This window comes from Gimesia sp. (assembly GCF_040219335.1).
Classification (GTDB): Bacteria; Planctomycetota; Planctomycetia; order Planctomycetales; family Planctomycetaceae; genus Gimesia.
Window position 1 is genome coordinate 34,074 of the sequence record NZ_JAVJSQ010000021.1, and the last position, 19,205, is coordinate 53,278.

Genomic DNA, 19,205 nt, shown 5'->3' on the forward strand with positions numbered 1-19,205 from the left:
CTCGGTGAGATGACTCCGCAGCATCTCAATCAGGGGCGATAATAGGTGATCGTGACCGACATGATGGGCGTGGGATCAGCCTGGAACTTCACTGTTTTGACTTTGTTATCCGTTTGTGCGCCCTGCACGATCAACCCACCGCGGGTTTCCGGTTGTTTTTTTCCGGCCAGGCGAATTTGAGACTTCAAGGCTCCCAGATTTGCAGGTTGCTCTTCAGGCTGAACTCCTCGCAGCATGGCAACCAGGTCCTGTTCATCTTCATTTAAAATCGTGGGTTGGGGTTTGGCTTGCTGGAGTTCCTGAAAGACGGTCATCTGGATCTGGCCGGTGTGCCGTCCGTAGTCCATGGCACGTCTGGCCGATTCTGCTTCCGAAAGAACCTGAAACTGCTCAGCGGTGTTGTCATCTTCCATCTGATACCCCTTGACCACGGTCCGTGTGTGATCGGGGGAGAGAATCCATTTGTTGCAGTCGAGGTCCCGCTTGACCTGACGGTACAATGTATTTTCGCCGTTGACTTTGAGCACGATCCCCAGACGCCCTTTGGCTGAGCTGTTACGAATCAGTGCCATTTCGACTTTCTGGCCCTCTTCCGGTTCAGCAACAAACGCCTGGCCGTCTTTCATTGTGACGGGCACCTTCCGGCCGTCATAAAAGATTTCAAGTTTTACCGGAGCAGCGGCGTCCATTAGCGGGAAAGTGTCCTGCTGCTTTTTCACGCGGGCTGCTGTGCTCAGGATCTGCTGTTGTTTCTGTTTCTGCTGGTCGTTGAAGGATAGCTGTGTCGAACCGCCGTCAAAGGCGCCTCGCAGGAAGAAGCTTTCTCCGATACCTCCGATTGACTCGGCGTCCAGGTCGACATCAAAGACTTCGCAGGCCCGCTCTAATTTGCCGTTTGCTTTAACAAAACAGAGAATGCCGACCGAAGCACGCTGATTATCATCATGGACCAAAACGATGCCTGTCAGAAAAGCATCGGCTGCCTTTTTTTCTTTGCCCCATGCCAGTTTGAATTCAGGGCCAAAAAATACCTGGCGCCCTGCTTCCGTTAAATGATCAGCGTCTTTGAGTTCAGCGGCTTGTGCGCTCGCATCTTTGATGATATTGAGCTGGCGAGCTTCATCAAATGGATTTGCCAGGATCAATCCGACTTCCAGGCGGTCTGCCAGCAACGAATTCAGGGCACCCGCACTGGCGGTGATTTTCTCACCCGGTTTTTTGACACGGAACTTTAAAACTCCGACGGTTTTGAGTTGGCGCTGATTGAGATAGTCGATGACCTGGGGGATCTGTTTCTGGAGTCCCTGTTGAATGGTCTGGGCCTGGCTCATCCCCGGCACGACCATGATTGTTATCGACGCGATCAGGAGTGTGAATGTCATTTTCATGATGCGGACCTGGTTATTCATGCTAAGTTAGTTCCCTATGCGTTCATTGAAGAATGAGAGTGAGTCGTTCACTTTCTACACTGTAAACGACTCAGAATCGTAAATCTTCCCGTCATTTCTGAATTTTTTGGAATCAGCGTCCGCAGCCCTAGGTTTGTATCTTCAAGTGGTCAGTCCTGAATTAACGTTGTGTCTGAAACTGTACGAAGACAAGGGGTTAAGGAACGGTTCAAAAGTAGGTAAAGAGTGTGCCACAATGTGAAATGTGACCTCTTTTAACTTGTTTCGTGGTTCAGATTGACTGATTCACGTTCAACGACTTTCGTTTTTACCTGTGTGTGTAAACGCGGCCCAGAAGAATGGATGAGCGGCTCCATTCCGATCGCGGCGGGCCTGGATGCGTTTGAGTTGCGCCTGCCGGAGTGCGGTCGATTTATTCATTCCCTGGGCGAGATTGGAAAAGTATTCTTCCATCAACAGGGCTGTTTCCTGATCGGGGATACTCCAGAGTGATGCGACGACGGATTCTGCACCGGCCAGTTGGAAGGCCTGCCGGAGTCCTGCAACACCTTCCCCCGAACGGATTTCACCAACGCCGGTTTCGCAGGCACTGAGTACGACCAGACGCGTTCCACGCAGGTCGGTACTGATGATTTCCAGACCGGTCAATACGCCATCATCTTTCTGTTTTCTGAGTGCTTCCGGTCGGTTGTTGCACCCCGCCAGCATCAGGCCACAACGGAGCAGGGGGTTGACATCTCCCTCTTGATTGGTCGGATAGGTCTGCACCATCCGCGACATCTGATCCAGGGCGGCTGTCCGCAGGGCTGCCAGGTCGGGATCGATGGGCTCTGTCTGTTCGGTTGTGTCTTTTTGCTCTGGCGTAGATGGCTTCGTTGAAGCGGATTCTTTTTTGCTACTACTTGGCTTCTTGAGCTTCAAGCCGGTCGCGTCCATCTGTTTCTGATAATGGTCCCGTTGCTCGGGATCGTTCAATTTATCGAAAACCTGAAAGAGGCGGTAATAGGAACCGAACATCAGTTTTTTATTATCCGGCGAGATTTTTTCCCGGATTTCAACTGCGCGTTGCAGCTCGGTGGCCGCGTCCTGATAGCGTTTGCGGCGTTCCAGAAACTGACCGAGCAGGCTATGGGCCAGAGCAGTCCGTTCGGATTCCGCCCCATAGACTTTTATTCGCAGGGCCAGATTGTCCCGAAAACGTTTTTCTGCTTCGTCAAACTGTTGGTTCCGTTCCAGCAGCCGGGCCATCTTCAAGTCGGCAGCAATCGTATTGATGTTTTCCAGTCCGTATTTCTCTTTGTAATATTTGATCTGATCTTCTCTGGCTTCACAGGCGAGGGCGTAGTCTGCTGATTTTTCGGCAGCGGTGATTAACAGGGAGCGGATAGTATGCACGGCTTTCTCATTGGGGCCTCGGACCCGGGCTCCCATGCGCCAGGCCTGTTCATAAGAGTTTGTTTGCGTCTGGTAATCTTTCAGGGAACCACAGAGGCTGGCCAGGTTTTTGAAAGCGTACATGGTTTTGGTGCTGGGGCCGTCGTTCAATAATCTGTAATCCAGCTGAAATTCATAGTAGGGGCGCGCTTCCTCATAACGTTTCAGGGCCCTCAGTATCCGGCCTGAAAGTCGGGCTGAGTTGAAGGTGGCAATGCCATTGAGGCCCTGGATTTCGTTACAGATTTCAAAGGCCCATTGGGCGGGGACCAGGGCTTTCTGATACTCTTTGGCCTTGTAGGATTTGTTAGCAGCATTATAAATTCTGGCTGCATGGTAGAGTGCTTTTTTCTGTTCCAGGCTGACGGCAGCTTCATCGGGCAGGAAGAATCCATGCGTGCTCAAGACGAGTACTTCGGGGCTGTGGATCGATTTGAAAGCGGCCTCCGTAGCCTGGGCTTCGGTCAACAGACGTGGGGGACGCGTGTATTTGCTGATGGGGGGCGCAATTCTCAAGGCTTCCTGGGCCGTGCCGGGCAGCAGACTGACCGGCCCCAGTTGTAAGCCGGACTCTGGCTGCTCGGTCTGACTGAGTCCGAACAGATTATAATCCGGATTGGCAAAGATGACCGGGGCCGTCACGCCTGAGCTGGAACCTTGGCGATCTGCCAGAAGTTCCCTTCCGGAGACGACAAAGCGAAATTCGAACTGTTCGACGGCGAAACGGTCTTTCTCCAAGGGGAGAGCCGCCCAGGGAACCAGCCAGAGCGAGGCGTCCGGAGATAGAATGACCTGCTGCACGTTGGTTAAATGCGGGAGCAGAGGTTTCAGTGTCTGCTGGAACAGGGCCTGCAGTCGTTTTTGAGTCGCCGCGGTCGCCTGTGATTCGCCGGTCTGCAGGGTTTGAGCGGCCCCTTTCTGAATGGATTGCAGCCCCGTCCGTAGAGTGGCTTCGATCTCCGAGGCAGAGCCCAGGTCAATGGTTTGGATGCGGCCCTTGCCAGTGGGGGGAATGATCCAGGCGGCGTAGCGGTGTTTTTCCGATTGAGCACCATCTGCTTCGATTGTGTAGGGAGTGATGCGCACAAATTCCACCAGTACTGAGTCTGAGGGCAGTTGTGCCCGAATCTGTTTCAGGGTGACCCATTCGCTTCGATTGAGTTCCGCATCGGCAAGACCCAGCTGCTGGATCAGTGTCTGTTCCTGGCGATTCAGCGCATCCAGCCGAGCCTGTTTCTGCTGTTCGTTGAGATCGGATTTTAATGCGAGGGACGCCAGTTCGCGTCGAATGGCAAACAGGTTTTCCGCAACCGAGCGGGCGGCTCCTTTGAATTGTCTTAATAGACGCTCGTGGCTGGAGAGGGTTTCCTGGACCAGGGCTTTGCGGTTGAGAATCGCTTCCAGACTTTTTTCCATCAGGTACTCGTTATCACGCTGCGACCACATGATGCCCAGTGCCTGTTGGTACTGCCAGGCATCATAGCCGGTGAGAAAACGGAGCTGCTCCTTCTGGCTCAAGCCGGGCAGCACTTTGTCGGTAAAGCGTTTTGAAATGCGGCGTTGACGATCGAACGCGTCCGCAGCCTCATTCCAGTTTCCGGAATGCGCTTCCACCACCGCCAGCATGCCCAGGACCTGGGCCAGCTCGCGGTCATCCGAATTCTTTCTGTCTGCAGTCTGTCCCAGCTGCTGGTAAATCTTAAGAAGTTCCCGCAAGCTGCGCGCTGCGACTTCCCGGTTGCCATTCCTGTATTCCTGGGAGGCCAGCTGATACTGAAGCATTAACGTCTGGGGGTGATGTAAGCCCTGGGTGCGTTGGGATGCGGCTAATGCTTCCCGGGTGAGTTGAATCGAAGTCTGGTCATCGCCGGTCAGGAGGGCGATGGCGGAAGAGGTTTTGATATACAGCGGGTGATCTTTGCTGAACTTGCGCTGCACCAGCGGCATGAGTTCTTTGCTCAGTTTGATGGCCTGTTCCCATTCCCCGCTCTGTTGTAACAATAACATCAACTCATATTGGACTTCGATGTTGTCGGCGCTTTCTCCACGGTCCGCTTTGCGATTTGTGAGGATGATTTCTTCATATAGTTTGCGGGCTCCGGAAACATCTTCCAGTACATACAACATCCCCGCCAGTTGCCGTTTGCCTGAGAGCGTGTCTTTATGTGAAGGACCAAATGCTTTTGTACGCAGCTCAACCGATCGTTCGATCAGAATGCGTGCCTGGGTGATATCCCCCTGGCGTTCATACATGACTCCCAGGTTGGCCAGAACAGTGGCCTTACCTTCGATATCTTCCGGGAAGTGGCGTTCGCGAAGTTTACTGACCCGTTCCAGAGTCGTTCGTGCGTCCCGGTATTGTGCGGCCCGGAACTGAATTGCGGAGAGCATTTCCAGGGCGCGCACCGTATCGAGATGGTCTTCGCCTTTCCAGCGTTCCAGTACGGGTAAAGTCTCTTTCAGAATGCGGATGCTTTTGAGGTACTCGCCTTTTTTATCCAGTTCGATCCCGTAGTTCGCCAAAGCTGCTGCGGTGTCGGGGTGATTCGATCCGTAGACCTGCTGCAGGTTCTGCCAGACTTTCTGCTGGGCCTGATGTCTTTCAGCGGAATAGGTCGTCGATTTGATGTTCTCGATCTGCTTGAGTAGTTGAATTACTTCTTTCAGGAGTCGTTTCTGCTGATCGGTTTGTTTCGGGGTTTGATGATCGGCCAGGGGGATCCAGCCTTTTTCGTTGAACTCGGGATGCTTGACCCAGGTCCATTTGCCCTCGGTTTTGAAGGCCCAGACTGTCTGTCCCGGCTGCAGGGCAGCGATGTTCCGGTTTTCCACCCGGAGGCTGGTGGGCTTTGTGATCTCCACCAGCTGTTCGGCTGAGGCAGACTGGAGCAGCATTGTTCCAATCCAAATCCCGAAGATAAGTCTCGAGAGCAATTTCATTCGATCACCTGACTTTGATCCGGGTTAGACAGAAGAATCTGGTAAAGCTGTGAACGCGATCAATATAAAACAACGGACCCGCAGGCTTAGTCGTTACCTGGTTTCAATACTGATTGTTTTCTTAATCAGCTGGCTGGGGTTATTTTTGAGCCGACGCTGGTCGTCTGCGAAATTGTAGAAATCGTGAACGAAGCGATCGTTGACATTCTTTCCCCGCAGCAAAACCCCGGGACTGAATTGTTGGGGGCTGGCAAAGACGGTAATGAATTCGGTACCCAGTTGCGGTTGAATTTTAATCGAACCGGTTTCCGGGAAACGATATACGCTGCCATTTTTTAAGGGCAGCACCTGTTTGGTTAAAGCGACTTTGCGACCACGGGCGCTGGTGCCTACCAGTTCGATAAACAGATCGACGCCGGTTTCATTTTTGATGTTGATCACCATCTCGTCGCCGGGTGAGAACAGATTGCTTTTCTGGTTAGTGCTCACTTTCAGGTTGCGGGCCAGTCCTTCGGCTAAATGGTCCGGACGAGTCAGACCATCGACGGCAGCGATGGGAGTGCCGATACCCAGCTGGCGTACGACCCGGTCGTAATAGTCCTCCCAGGTATCGCGGCGGATCACACCGCCGGTGGATAAGCCTGCCAGTCCCAGTTGTGTGAACTGGGGAAGTTTGAATACCGCATTCAACTGCCCCGGTTCTTTGAGGCCCAGTTCGCCGGCGGCCTGGGTGAGTGTCAGTGGCGCGTCGATGAATTTACGGGTGGTGGCGGTTAAGGGTTCATTTTTCACGTTGCCCCCCAGAGCTGCCTGCATGGCGGACTGGAAGCGTGCTTCATCCTTATCGAGCAGCTGGTCCATTTCCTGCTTGGGGATGTAGAGGCGTAGAATGTCTCGTGTATTCAGGCCGGTGTTATTCGGGAGTGCCTGAAATGCAGGGCGGATGTTGTCCGAGAAACGTTTCATTCCCCGGTCATGACAGCGCATGCAGGCCAGCCCGTTACGGACGACTTTGTCTTCCGAGAATTTGTCGGTGACGATTGTAGTGGGAGCTTCCAGGATGCGGTTGCCTGCGTTGTCGGTGACCAGATAGGCCTGCAGTCCGTTGGGCAGATTCCAGATCATCTCGCCGCCGGCATAATGGAAATCGAGCGGGTCGGCGAACATGTTCTGCAGACCTTTGCTGGTCTCGAAATCAAAGCTTTTCCAGTAAGCACCGTCTCGAGAAGGGTGCCGTTCGACAATGCGATTGTTGCGCGAAACTCCGGAGAGCGTCATGCCCGCCCGGCTGGCAATAAAGTTCTGCAGGTTTGCTTCACTGTCGACGCCGATCAGCTGTTCGAGCTGATTCAATTCATGCGGCAGTTCGAGAAGATCTTCATAGAGTGGCGATTGGGTGGCGACGCTGATCAACCAGTCAATGCGGACATAGGGTACCGGTCTGATCAGACCAGCTGGCTGGAGGTAGACCTCCCGGAGTTGCTCGAATGTTTCTGCGTTTTCATAGGCGATGCCATACGGGTATTCGAGCAGGATCATGTCGAATTTGTCGACGTTGGTATTGCCGGGCAGCTTGTGAGGTGAAACGGGGGTGACGACCGATTCATGCCAGCCCAGTTTGCGAATATCAACGGCGAAGATCGTATTAGTATCCGGATCGACGGCAATCGGTTTGACGATGTCGGGCTGCCAGGACAGGTGGTTCAACGCTTTGGTCAGTGCAAATTGCTGTTCGCGCAGTTCTTCTGCGGTCGCACCTGCGGTCAACAGGTGGTTGCTGCTGAAGAAACGCAGAAAGGGACGGTCAGAGCGGGGCGTGGCCTCCACGAATTTCAGAATCTGCTTTAAGACAAATTCGGTGCCGATGGTATTGGCAAACGCGGGATCCTGACTCGCTTGAGCAGGGACGGCAACATCTTCGGGAAAAGCAGGGGCTTTGGCTTCGATCCATTTGCGGACGATTTCAATTTCTCCCGCACTGAGCGGAGGCCGCGGTGCTTCCGGCATGCGGAAGTCTTCATCATCGGAAGCGATGTAATCGTAGAGCACGGATTCATCGACATTGCCCGGCACGACGGAGCCTGCTGCACCGACAAACGTGCTCAGGTCGAGAATATTGATGTCTGCTTCCCGACGCGTGTCTCCGTGACATTCCAGGCAGCGTGTGCGGAAAATCTGTTTGACTTCCGCTGACAGGTTTTCTTCCTGTGCCCTGACCGTCATCGTTAAACATGACAAAGATATGGCAATTAGAGACAGTAATTTCCACGGGTTTGACCGGCTGCGGCTCATGCCTCACCTCTCTTGAATTCTCAGGTTGTGACAGTTCAAAACGGGTAGTTATCAATGTAAACGACTGTCCGTTCAAAATCTTCCCGGGTCTTTCCATTTTTTAGAAGAATTCATCCAGTGCCGGCCAGAGGGCTCTGCCTCCTCTCATTCTCCAACTGGATCGAAAACTGAGGCAGCGGACCTGCACCATTATAGTGAGGGACTATATTTCATCCGCCTGTTGCCTGTGATGCATCGAAATAACCCCTGTTTTTAAAGGGCTGGGGAAACATTTTGTTTTTTTGAGGAAAATCGCGGAAGAAATCTGACGCGTGCCCGTTCTCCTGTTGAAAGCCGGAACAATGCTGAGTCTGGCAGACAACTGAATCAATTTTATTTTTGAAAGGGAGAACCATGTCCAATCTCATCACATTCGTATTGGATCTGTCCATGATCGTCAGCGGAGTGGGAATCCAGGAAGATCTCAGTGATCTGCATCTGGATGCAGACTGTAACCCATCCGAAATTCAGATGCTGGAAAACACCGTGAACTGGGACGACAACATCATCCATCAGGGAGTCGATGTCGACGAAAGACTGCTGGAAAAGTACAGCAATCTCGTTTGAGTCCCGCAAAGACCATTCAGCTCACAAACTTAAAACCACCAACGTAAACAGGAGCCATTGTCATGTTTAATATGAAACTTCTCAAAACCGCTTTACTCTGTACCGCTGGCCTGGTACCGCTTTCAGCCGGGCAGGTTGCCCAAGCCCGTTCCTACGCACAACCGCCGGTGCGGTGCGTGATGAAGCCGGTTGTGACCTACCAGTTTCAGAAGCGACGTTTTACGCATTTTGTCACACGGTACGACCACTTTGGCAGACCGTACCGGGTCAGGCAGGTTTGTTACAAAACCGTCCGCGTTCCCGTGACGACCTGGGTTCGCGTGTGTTACTAGACTGTCGTCTGTTCCGGGGATGTCTGTACCCATTGCCAGAGACATCCCTTTACCGGGGAAGCGGGCGGAATCTGCTTGAGATCCAGAACGTTCCCGGCTATCGTAGGGGAATGTCCACATGCGAAAACCTCGAATCCCGATCAGATGAAAAACTGGCGGACCTGATTAAAGGTCAGGGAGAGACGTTCGCGCAGAAACAGGAAGCAGAAGCCGCGTTTAATCTGTTGTATGGGCGACATGCCTCAGTTCTGCTGGGATTCCTGAAGGTACGCTGCAGTTCGCATATCGTCGCAGGGGACATTCCCAGGAGACCTGGTTACGGGCCTGGCAGAAAATACCGGAGTACTTTGACGGCTCCCATTTCCGTGGCTGGTTATTTCAGATTGCGAAGAATCTGTTGCTGGACGAATTTCGAAAAAAGAAGATGACCTCACTTTCTGAAGGGATGAATGCGCCTGAAATGCAGGATGCCGCTCAGGCTTTCATCAATCAGGAAGAGAAACAGCAGTTGCAAAATTGTCTGAGTCAACTGGATGACTCCCGGCAGCAGATCGTTCGTTTGCGGCTATCAGGGCAGAGTCATCGCGAAATCAGCGATCAGCTGCAGATCGACTACACAACGGTTCAAACCCGTTTCCATCGAGCCAAACAGTTCCTGGAAGAGTGCGTCCAGTCGACACGGAAGGAGACTGCCTGATGCTGACCGCTTTCAATTTACCTGAAGAGACGGATGAACTGCGAGCCTGGCTCGATGGCATACTGCTTCAGCCGGAGCTGATGTCGGTTGTTTCTCAATTAGCGGCCGTGTATGCAGCAGAGAACGAGGCGCAGCCGAGCCTGGATGACGTTTTACAGAATCAGCGGGAGTCCGTGTTAGAGCAGGGCTGTCAGGTGCTGTCACCACTTCAGATACAGCAGTTGTTAACCCATCCGGAGCTGCTGCTCGAACTGCAGGAGCAACTCTTTCTGGAGGGAGGGGCTTTCTGGCAGGAGCGGATTGCGGCGCTGACGGATGAGACGGAAGTCTCTCGCGGGCAGGACTGGCTGAAGCAGCAGATCACAGAACCGCCTGCGACCGAGATGCAAAATGTAACAACCTCGCCTGCGTTCCAGACTGTCTCCTATCGAAAAATTGGAATCATTGGTTTCGTCTCAGCGGCTTTGGTACTGGTGGCTCTGTTTCTGAATCAGGAGCCGGATGCTCCCCAGGGCTGGGGTTGGAATCGACCAGGCGCATTGACGGCAGATGTGCCACCGGCTGAATATCTCAATCAACTGGCCGATTCCGCGGAAGAGTGGTTTAACAAGCCGACGGAGACCAAAGCGGCTCTGGAAACACGCTTGAAACAGTTTCGTGCGGGGTGTGAGACTTTGATCAAGGCACCGCATCCACAGTTATCCCAGGACGATCGAACCTGGCTGGTCGAACGCTGCCAGGCATGGGCCGGGAAACTGGATGAACAGATCACTGCTTTGAACGAGGGGGCCGATCTGCAATCTGCCGATAAGGCGGCTGATGCCCTGATCCGAAAACTGGTCAAAGCCCTGCGCACGCGTGCGAATACCGTCGGTTAATGTCGAATCGTCTTCTATGATTGCCTTTGTCTCCAGGCAAAATCCTGCAATTCCAGCAGAAAGCGAAAGAGGTTGCCAGCGTTGGGGAGCATCCAACCGAGCAAGGTGAATTCGCTGCTGTTACTGTTTGTCATTTACGCGTATTGAGTTCGTCCAGCATCTCCAGCAGATTGTTGGTCAGGATTACCGAGGCATCTTTCTGGACGACATTCGTGCCGAGCCATGTTTCATAGCCGCCGAGCCGATGCTGTTCGGGAGAGGGCAGGTAGCCGTGCCGACCGTTGGCTAAGCCGATGACCATGGTGCGTGCGAACGGGCTGCGATCCTTGATTTCCAGCCCGATCTCCACCAGTGTCTCGAACGGAATGCCGACGATGGCATACTCACCAATACGAATCGCCTGCAGGGTGACGGTGAGGGTGTCTTCTTCCCGTTCCTGCGCCTGGACCACTTTGCGTGCGTAGTTTTGGGCCTTGTTGGGCAGCCTGGCGATGTCGTTCTTGTCTTTCAAGGCGAGCACTTTTCGTGCAGCGGCTACATCTTCTGCTGTGGGGCGACGGTATTTGAGGTCGACTTTTCTCTCAAGCATGTCGATGCTGATATCGCGTTTGTGGTTCTCAATCTTTTTGTAAGCAAAATACGCGGTATCAGCGGCTTTGCTTGCGACAATCCGGACCTGTTCGAACGGCTCCCGCGGGGGACGGTTTACGAGAAAGGGGATGTTGTTGATATCGCCCGAGGCGCCATTGGACATCATGGCGACGAAGTTCTGATCCGCACGCAGGCGCGCTGGCATCAGCCGGGCGAACTCGCCGAAGTAATCTGCCGAAGCGTGCTTCTTGGGAATGCCTCCCACATAATGCAGAGCATAGTTGGCCAACAGGGCCAGCGGTTTTCGCTTCTGATTCTGAATGGACAGGACCATCAGTTCCGGATCGACGGGGCCCGCCGGCCGGTCCAGCACCGCGGCGCTGGTTCCCGGATTCATTTTGACGATGTCCATTTTCCCAAAGGGATTCGCAGGCATCTTGCCTGGCTTCAGGAACCAGCGGCGATTGAAGACTTCTTCAGGAAGATCATGCGACGCCATGCCCAGCGCAGCGACCTGCTGTTTCTCGAACGCCTGAATGATTGCCTGGGCGAGTCCGTTGATCAGAACTTCCCGATAAGCGACATCCCCGGGGGAACCTTCCGTTCGGTTGGACGGGGGCGCCGAATGCGTATGCGTCGAGGAAATCAGGATGCGTTCGACGGGAATTCCGGTCTTATTTGAAGCGATCTGTTTCGCTTCATTCAGCATCTCGGGGGGAGCGCCGAGCGCATCGAGTACTACAATCGCGACAACGGTCTTGCCATCATTCAGGACGATCGCCCGGGCATGCAGCGGGTCGTGGATGGCACTTTGATCCCTGGCTTTGCCACTACGCAGACTGAAAGGAAATAAGCGTGGTGAAACATCAACGGCAGAGGCGCCCGCCCGGAGTTGCGGCGGCTCGGCCTGCGTCTCAGTGCCAGGTCCCGTGATACAACAGACGAGCAGCGTGAAGAATATAGTTCGCCAATACATGGTATGCTCTTTCCGTCAAAGGGTGATGCTGATTACCAACTGTTATAAACAAATGGCTGCTTCCGTCCAGCAAAAAGTTCCTGACGACTTTTTTACTCGTGTCTGTAGGCAGAAAGTGCAGAGTCAGGTTCCATATTGTAAATCTGATCTGACTGAGTATGATACTCAATGTGCTGATATTATATTCAGTATCTCAGTGTGATATGAAGCTGCCGCGGCAGTATATCAAAACGAATCATCAATAATTTTGCACGGATTTATTCCCTCTCAGAACGGGTCCGTGCAGGTTCATCACAAGTTAGATGCCTTTAGAGAAATGACTCTCCACTTCCAGGTGCTGGGAAAACCAGGCCGCGATAATGCACTTTTCGTTCGCGTCGAGTCGGGACAATCGACCGCGCGATTACTGTTTGACTGTGGCGATGGATGTTTATCGAGCCTGCCATTTTCCGAGATCCAGGCGATCGATCATCTGTTCTTTTCGCATCTGCACATGGACCACATTGGCGGTTTTGATTCGTTTTTCCGTTGTACTTTCAATCGTGATGTCAAGTCGAACGTGATTTGGGGACCTGCCGGTACGTCTGCCATTCTGCACCATCGATTTCAAGGGTTCTGGTGGAATCTTCACGCGAATCAATCTGGAACATGGTCTGTAAACGACGTGCACCCGACCCACGTTGAACGATTCCGCTACGAGATTCGCGAAGCGTTTACTGAATGCCACAAAGAGGGTAAGACCGAACAATGCAGTCCGCTACTGGAAACGAGCGACTATTCGGTCTCTGCGATCCACCTGAAGCATAACGGCCCCTGCCTGGGGTATGTGGTTCGAGAAAACCCGAAGTGGAACATCCAGACCAACCGTGTTGCTGCAATGGGCCTGCGTCCCGGTTCATGGATGAAAGACCTAAAGAGTGACACTGCGACTCCGACGATTGACATCGAGGGCCGGACATTTGATCTCGCGGCACTACGAAACGATTTGTTAGTTGAATCACCTGGCGAATCGATCGCGTACCTGACTGATTTTCTGCTGGACGAAGCAACGAGCGAACAACTGCAGGAAGTTTTAGGCGATTGCACCACGGTTGTCTGCGAGGCGCAGTACCGGGATCAGGACATCGATCTTGCACAACGCAACTTTCACACAACGACCACAGCGGTCTCCCAGCTGGCCGCCCGCTCCGGTTTCGGCAAACTCGTCTTATTCCATCTATCCGACCGGTATACGAGAGGTGAATGGGGTGAGATGTTGACCGAATGCCGAACGATCTTTCCCAACACCGAGTTCCCCAAAGACTGGAACATCGAAGCGGAGAGCAACGGCAGCTGACAAGGCGTGGCACCTGAGCATGCTCATCTTTTGGTGATTCACACAGAAAAAGGGACGGTTTATAAAGGGGGCAGTATAAATAAAAAGTCCTGACCCCTTTTAATTCCTGCAAACACTTAGACATAAAAGGAAGCTGGACTGAATGGTACTTTCAAGTTTTAACTCGTTTCAAGAGACATTGGGGCGGAATAAAGGGGTCAGGACTATTTAATGTAATTAAGAGTCCTGACCCCTTTTGATTTTTCCTTTTGTCTGGTGGAAGATCATTAATTGACTTTATGGAGGCATCATCTTCGCTGGGAACCTTGGCCCGAGAATATATCACATATTTGACTTTCCGTGGCAGGGAAGGTGCGGCGCTTCCCGCAGAAACGGGCGAAGTTTGATTCGAAGCCTCTTTTTTTCCCAGAATGGGCTGATCCCGACAATGACCGTTCTTCCACGGCTGGCTCCAACTTTTTGAAAGTGGAGTGAGCATGATGGTGATGAAACCGAAAATGAAAACAATCGGCAACTTAATTTGGACTGATTGGGTTTGCGAAGTCAATTTGTTAATGCCTCTAGAATCCATCCTGAAGCTACTAATATTGTCCACTGTCAGAAAACTGTGACTGCGTAAAAAAGTACTGGTTCGACAGAAGATTATTCATTATGAATGGGATACTAAAGTTTAGTGGTTTTGCAATTTCAGGACAAGTTCAAATAAAAACTCACATTGCATTCAGTTAATAAAGGCATAAAGGGGCAGCGACTCTTTTTAATTAGTAATACTTGGATAGCACCGTAAATGCGACCTGTGAATCATTACTGAGAACAAAGTATTTCGCATACTTCGTGCACTGTAGACAATGTAATAATATTGGAGCTGCAGAATAAGATGCAGCAAGTTTGAATGTCCTGTCCAGCGAAGACACATAATTACAGAATCGCATACCAGAATGAGTTTTGACCGCGCTGTTTCCCTCGCTCGATACAACTGGCCGCTTTACCTCACCTGCTGCCTGGTGGCAGCTGTTGGATTTACCATCTGGACGACCCAGCTGGGGCCGCCGCTCATCCTTTACCTGGGACTCTTCGGTGCTGTGGTTGCGACCTGGTATGCGATCGCGTCTTTCGTCGCATTTCACATCATGTTTGATCGTCCTGATTTTCTTTCCGGTGATTGGCTGACTCGTTGCGTCGAACTGCCGCCCCAATCATGTGTCCAACTAAGTATCTGCGTCGAGGAAACGACTCTCCCAGTCCCGAAAATATTTCCTCTCGCCGAATACATCGAACTGGACCTGTTTGACGAATCCCTGATGACCGAACCGGCAATTGCCAGAGCAAAGCAGAAGTCTGGCGATTCCCCGATTCTCGCCACCAAACCAGATGCACTGCCGCTGTCAGACAACTCTTCTGAATTGACAGTGGTGACTCTCGTTGCGCACGAAATCCGCGATGCGTCACAGCGCGAAGCACTTTTTCGGGAGCTGGCACGAATCACCACCCCGGGAGGGCGGCTGGTTATTGCCGAACATCTTCGCAACGTTGCAGCCGCTGCGGTATTTGGCCCGGGGTTATTCCATTTCTACCCTCGGTTCACCTGGATAACGCTGGCGAAAAATACAGAACTCGAAATAGAATACGAATTCGATATCACGCCATTTTTCCACATCTTTGTGTTGCGTCATTCGGGATGCAGCCAAAAAGGATATGAACAGAAAAGGTTCCAGGAACCATAAATTGCGGGAAGAATAAAGGGGTCAGGACTATATAATGTAATTAAAAGTCCTGACCCCTTTTAATTTTCCAGAAAAAGATCAGGGGTGAAAAAAGGTGTCAGGAACCTTAATCTACTTTTCGAGGTCTGCCTCGGGGTTTTAAAGTACTTTCCAGGTCGAGTTGTTGGACTGTATTTTCGGTCCACTCCTTATCTCCAAACGGGGTGCCGCGTTGAATACTGCGTGTCAGCGCCTGTTCTTCGCGATCAGTCAGACACTGGTTAACATGTTCAAGCCAGCCCGGTTTGCGTCTCTGTGGCCAGGGAGCTAACAGAGGCTGCGGTTCGGTTGTTCCCTGATTCCAGTGATACAGGCTGCCCCAACGCCAGTCTTCGGCCCGCTTTACGAGTTTCGCCGTTAAGGCATTCCGTTCGACATAACGGCACACCGTATAGAAGTGCTCGTCCTCCTGGATCGGGAATGATTTGAACCGTCCCTGGTAAACGTGGCCGGAGCCGGTGCTCTTGCGATGGGCGTGCCAGCGTTGAGTGTGGGTCAGGGTTAGCCAGCCTGTGAAGCGGGAGAGCTGACCATCTTCACTGGGATGGACGACCAGATGCCAATGGTTGGGCATCACACAATAACTGAGCAGCCGTATCTCAAACCGCTCGACCGCTTCCGACAAGATCCGTTCAAACGCGGCGTAGTCTTCGTCCGTCTCAAAGATCGTCATCCGGGCATTCGCTCGGTTCAGCACATGATAAATATATCCTGCCTGGGCAGCGCGTTTTGGTCGTCCCATAATGAGAGAATTCTAGCGGAAATTACCTAAACTGTCAAATTAAGGTTCCTGACACCTTTTACTTCCTCAAAACGTTTACATCAAACATTAAACTATCAATGTCCCGACCAGTTCGAGAGAATATACGCTCAACAACTGGCCGCATAATTCACTCTTCGGGAGTCCGCCAGTCTTGGGCTATCGCAGAGTAACAGCGACTCTTCTATTTACATGATTAATTTCGAGGTACCTGAATGAACAAATTTCTTTGTAAAAATAATACCTTGCTTGCTTATATCATCTTCTGGTCTAGTTTCTTGATAATTACTGTCCTTGATTATTTATTAATTAGAGTAATTGGAATGGATTTGGAAGTAGCACCTGGAGAACTATATATATACCCAGATAAAATCTTAGGACCTCTTTTTTTGGCTCTAGCATTTTCTTCTACTCTGCTACTACTAGTCTCTTCTTTTTACATAAAATTAACGAAGAATAAAGTTATCAACGCATTTCTTGCTGTAGTATTTTTCTTACTCCAAGTAATCTCTAATTATGTTATATATATTTTTTTTATTATCATTTACTTTCTGTACATTTTAGGAAGATCTTTAGACGGAGTTCTCTATCAATAGAGTAAGCCAAATGAATCATGAAGCTAAACGAAAAAAATTAAATCGGCTTATTAACCCGAAGATGAAGTTTTAGCAGTCGTTCAGATATTCATGGGAAGAATAAAGGGGGCAGGGCACTCTGATTTTTTTCAATAGTTAATGGGCGTCTGGTTTGCTTTGTCCTGCGAGGCCCAGGCGGTTGAGCATCGGGCCGATGGTCAGGCCGCCGACGAGGATGGAGAAGGCGACGACGACGTAGGTCATGGTCAGGATGAGTTCGCCGACGGTATCGTACTGTGATTGCTGGGCGTGGATCTCTTCCTTGAGTGAGAGGGCGAGGGCCACACTGATTCCGCCGCGGAGACCGCCCCAGGTCATGACTTTGATCGCATGCGATGTGAACTGTCGGCCGGTCAGCTTCTTCACAAGGGTGATCACCGTGCCCACGGAGAGGAACCGCGCCAGAAGTGCCGCGGGGATGGCCAGTGCACCAGCCAGCAGATATTTCTCGTGGAACGACAGCACCAGGACCTCCAGGCCGATCAGCACAAACAGCACCGCGTTCAGCAGCTCGTCGACCAGTTCCCAGAACGTGTCCAGGTGATCGCGGGTTTTGTCGGACATCGCCAGTGTGCGGCCGTGGTTCCCCAGGATCAGCCCTGCGACGACCATTGCCAATGGCCCCGAGAGGTGCAGCTTCATCGCCAGCGCGTATCCGCCTGTCACGACCGCCAGCGAAATCAAAATCTCCGTCGCGTAGTGATCGATGGATCGCAACAGCAGGAAGGCGAGCAGCCCCAGCACAAAGCCCAACGCAATGCCGCCGCCAGCTTCGAGGGCGAAGAGTTTTGCAACGTCGCTGGCATTTGTCTCTGCGACCTCTGTGTCTGCTTGAGCCTCGTGCGGAGGTTCCTGTTCGCTCTGCTGAACGACCTGGTTCGACTCCACTTGCGGATTTTCGTCTGTGTGTGACTCGCCATGCCCGCCCAAACCGGCAATGCCCAGGAGTGCGATAAAGACCACCACGCCGACGCCGTCGTTGAACAGCGACTCACCCGCGATTTTGGTCTCCAGCGACTTGGGGGCGCCGAGGCTCTTGAAGATTCCCAGGACTGCGATTGGGTCGGTGGGGGCGACGATGGAACCGAAGATCAGACAGTAGATGAAGCGGACCTCGATGCCGAGCCAGCCGGTGATGAGATAAGTGAGTCCGCCGACGATGAATGTCGTAGCGAGAACGCCGATGGTCGCGAGCAGGGCGATGACTGCAGTTTGTTCCTTAAGGTCGTTGAGGTTGACATGCAGCGCCCCGGCAAAGAGCAGGTAGCCGAGCATGCCCTGCATCAGCGTCTGGTCGAAGTCGATGGAGCCGATGAGCGTTTCGGCCGCGGTGAGCACCGTCGCCCCGGGCACGATCCGATCGATCAGCAGCAGGGCGATTGCGTGCAGCATCGCTAACAGCATCAGGCCGACCGTTGTGGGCAGCTTGAGCAGTTTGTGGTTAATGAATGCGAAGGCCGCTGCGAGGGCCACGAGGATGCCGGCGATATCGAAAAAGTTCATGGGCGATATTATAGGGACCTGCGCCGGGAAGAAAAGGAGTCTGGTGGTTTCGCGGTAGAGAAAAAACAACGGGCTTCGGTTGGCCAGGCTGACCTGTTACCGGCCAGGAAAGCGGTTCTGGTCCTGGTTAACGATGTTCATCTCCGGGGCTGCGTTGCGCTCTGGTAAAATACGTGCCTGGTTTCCTGACTGCGGTGCCGGTTCTGAAGCAGAGTCTGTCCTTTACTTTTTGGGGCATCCATGGGTGCTGACGATCTGGTATTTTGTGAATCGGCGTGGGGGCGTCAAGAGGAATGGGGGTGTTGACTGGCTCCGAGTGTGCAGTGAAGTGGGGGGGAGTCTGGTGTGAATTGCTCTGAATGTGCTGCGAAATGATTTGAGATTGTAGGAGACAGCGGGAACCGGTTCATTCTGTTCCGGTGAAAAGCGGGAAAAAACGACGTCGATTCAGGTGCTTCTGAGTCACAAGTGGGACAGGTTCCGGTGCACGCATCATCCGCCTCGCGCGCGAAGCAGAATTACACAAGAATACGATTCGGAAAGTGACGATCAAGTGCAATTTGTTCCGTTCTGGAGACAGAACTGCGCTGGATATCGGGAAGGGGTTGCAGATCTACCTGCAAGTAAGATCCATGATTACTGTATACAGGTTCCAGTTTGAGTAAAATGGGTTTAAATACCTGTTAAAACTGGAAAACGAGCATGATATTCAGATATAAATATATGGTTATGTGCCAGCGGGCCTGCCTATCAGCTGGTGATCAATCCGTTTAATGCTTATATGATGGTCTCATTTCTCAAGAGCAGAGATCTGTTCCTGCAGCCATCACATAAGTATTTACCCGCCTGCAGTTTCTATAACAGAACGAGACTGTGAAAGATGTAAGGATCAGATTGCATGCTACTACCTGCTCGAACTGACGACCTGTCCGCTATTTTGCGTCAACGCATTTCTCTGTGTCGGTCTCATTGCTGTGCGTGATGCAGTTCTTTACAGGAATCATTCTCTTGGATTGTGTCTCGTTGCATCTGTTCTTTCGGTAGTTTTCCCTC

The 19,205-nt window shown here is 52.1% G+C and carries 12 protein-coding genes; 6 read left to right on the forward strand and 6 right to left on the reverse strand.

From position 1 onward, the window contains the following. Nucleotides 1–29 precede the first annotated feature (29 nt). The 3 genes from RID21_RS18510 to RID21_RS18520 all read right to left on the reverse strand — a co-directional run bounded on the left by RID21_RS18510 (nucleotide 30) and on the right by RID21_RS18520 (nucleotide 8,006). The gene (locus tag RID21_RS18510) at nucleotides 30–1,409 is read right to left on the reverse strand and encodes a hypothetical protein (RefSeq protein ID WP_350191375.1); all 1,380 of its coding nucleotides are present in this window, start codon (nucleotides 1,407–1,409) and stop codon (nucleotides 30–32) included. Between the two features lie 291 nt (nucleotides 1,410–1,700). Further along, nucleotides 1,701–5,738, reverse strand: a complete 4,038-nt coding sequence (locus tag RID21_RS18515; RefSeq protein ID WP_350191377.1) for a CHAT domain-containing protein — start codon at nucleotides 5,736–5,738, stop codon at nucleotides 1,701–1,703. A 138-nt stretch (nucleotides 5,739–5,876) separates the two neighbouring features. Continuing rightward, nucleotides 5,877–8,006, reverse strand: a complete 2,130-nt coding sequence (locus tag RID21_RS18520; RefSeq protein ID WP_350191379.1) for a c-type cytochrome domain-containing protein — start codon at nucleotides 8,004–8,006, stop codon at nucleotides 5,877–5,879. 462 nt (nucleotides 8,007–8,468) lie between these two features. Here RID21_RS18520 and RID21_RS18525 point away from each other — a divergent pair, with 462 nt between their 5' ends. The 4 genes from RID21_RS18525 to RID21_RS18540 all read left to right on the forward strand — a co-directional run bounded on the left by RID21_RS18525 (nucleotide 8,469) and on the right by RID21_RS18540 (nucleotide 10,588). Further along, the gene (locus RID21_RS18525; RefSeq protein WP_145440758.1) at nucleotides 8,469–8,681 is read left to right on the forward strand and encodes a hypothetical protein; all 213 of its coding nucleotides are present in this window, start codon (nucleotides 8,469–8,471) and stop codon (nucleotides 8,679–8,681) included. Nucleotides 8,682–8,743: 62 nt separating this feature from the next. After that, on the forward strand, nucleotides 8,744–9,013 hold the full coding sequence (locus RID21_RS18530) for a hypothetical protein (protein WP_145182726.1): 270 nt from the start codon (nucleotides 8,744–8,746) through the stop codon (nucleotides 9,011–9,013). Between the two features lie 271 nt (nucleotides 9,014–9,284). Next, nucleotides 9,285–9,710 (forward strand): RNA polymerase sigma factor, encoded by a 426-nt coding sequence (locus RID21_RS18535; RefSeq protein WP_350191451.1) that lies wholly within the window; start codon nucleotides 9,285–9,287, stop codon nucleotides 9,708–9,710. Beyond that, entirely contained in the window at nucleotides 9,710–10,588 is an 879-nt protein-coding gene (locus RID21_RS18540) for a hypothetical protein (RefSeq protein ID WP_350191381.1), read from the forward strand. The genes RID21_RS18535 and RID21_RS18540 overlap by 1 nt, the downstream gene beginning before the upstream one ends. A gap of 130 nt (nucleotides 10,589–10,718) precedes the next feature. On the opposite strand, the gene RID21_RS18545 is transcribed toward RID21_RS18540, so the two are convergent. Next, nucleotides 10,719–12,155 carry a hypothetical protein gene (locus RID21_RS18545; protein ID WP_350191383.1) on the reverse strand — a complete coding sequence of 479 codons (1,437 nt, stop codon included), beginning with the start codon at nucleotides 12,153–12,155 and terminating at the stop codon, nucleotides 10,719–10,721. Between the two features lie 316 nt (nucleotides 12,156–12,471). On the opposite strand from RID21_RS18545, the gene RID21_RS18550 reads away from it, so the two are divergent. Both RID21_RS18550 and RID21_RS18555 read left to right on the forward strand, forming a co-directional pair. Next, nucleotides 12,472–13,491: an MBL fold metallo-hydrolase gene (locus tag RID21_RS18550; RefSeq protein ID WP_350191385.1), complete on the forward strand. Its 1,020-nt coding sequence runs from the start codon at nucleotides 12,472–12,474 to the stop codon at nucleotides 13,489–13,491. Nucleotides 13,492–14,495: 1,004 nt separating this feature from the next. Then, nucleotides 14,496–15,215 (forward strand): class I SAM-dependent methyltransferase, encoded by a 720-nt coding sequence (locus RID21_RS18555; protein WP_350191387.1) that lies wholly within the window; start codon nucleotides 14,496–14,498, stop codon nucleotides 15,213–15,215. Nucleotides 15,216–15,321: 106 nt separating this feature from the next. Here the strand turns inward: RID21_RS18555 and RID21_RS18560 are convergent, their stop codons facing one another. Together RID21_RS18560 and RID21_RS18565 are read right to left on the reverse strand one after the other, a co-directional pair. Continuing rightward, nucleotides 15,322–15,996, reverse strand: a complete 675-nt coding sequence (locus RID21_RS18560) for a transposase (protein WP_350191389.1) — start codon at nucleotides 15,994–15,996, stop codon at nucleotides 15,322–15,324. Nucleotides 15,997–16,745: 749 nt separating this feature from the next. After that, on the reverse strand, nucleotides 16,746–18,152 hold the full coding sequence (locus tag RID21_RS18565) for a cation:proton antiporter (protein ID WP_350191391.1): 1,407 nt from the start codon (nucleotides 18,150–18,152) through the stop codon (nucleotides 16,746–16,748). Nucleotides 18,153–19,205 lie beyond the last annotated feature (1,053 nt).

Bases quoted from the DNA above. Each gene is read 5' to 3' on its own strand.
- RID21_RS18525 (WP_145440758.1), top strand. From the start codon at position 8,469: ATGTCCAATCTCATCACATTCGTATTGGATCTGTCCATGATCGTCAGC.
- RID21_RS18545 (WP_350191383.1), bottom strand. From the start codon at position 12,155: ATGTATTGGCGAACTATATTCTTCACGCTGCTCGTCTGTTGTATCACG.
- RID21_RS18550 (WP_350191385.1), top strand. From the start codon at position 12,472: ATGACTCTCCACTTCCAGGTGCTGGGAAAACCAGGCCGCGATAATGCA.
- RID21_RS18530 (WP_145182726.1), top strand. From the start codon at position 8,744: ATGTTTAATATGAAACTTCTCAAAACCGCTTTACTCTGTACCGCTGGC.
- RID21_RS18565 (WP_350191391.1), bottom strand. From the start codon at position 18,152: ATGAACTTTTTCGATATCGCCGGCATCCTCGTGGCCCTCGCAGCGGCC.
- RID21_RS18520 (WP_350191379.1), bottom strand. From the start codon at position 8,006: ATGACGGTCAGGGCACAGGAAGAAAACCTGTCAGCGGAAGTCAAACAG.
- RID21_RS18510 (WP_350191375.1), bottom strand. From the start codon at position 1,409: ATGAATAACCAGGTCCGCATCATGAAAATGACATTCACACTCCTGATC.
- RID21_RS18540 (WP_350191381.1), top strand. From the start codon at position 9,710: ATGCTGACCGCTTTCAATTTACCTGAAGAGACGGATGAACTGCGAGCC.
- RID21_RS18560 (WP_350191389.1), bottom strand. From the start codon at position 15,996: ATGGGACGACCAAAACGCGCTGCCCAGGCAGGATATATTTATCATGTG.
- RID21_RS18515 (WP_350191377.1), bottom strand. From the start codon at position 5,738: ATGCTGCTCCAGTCTGCCTCAGCCGAACAGCTGGTGGAGATCACAAAG.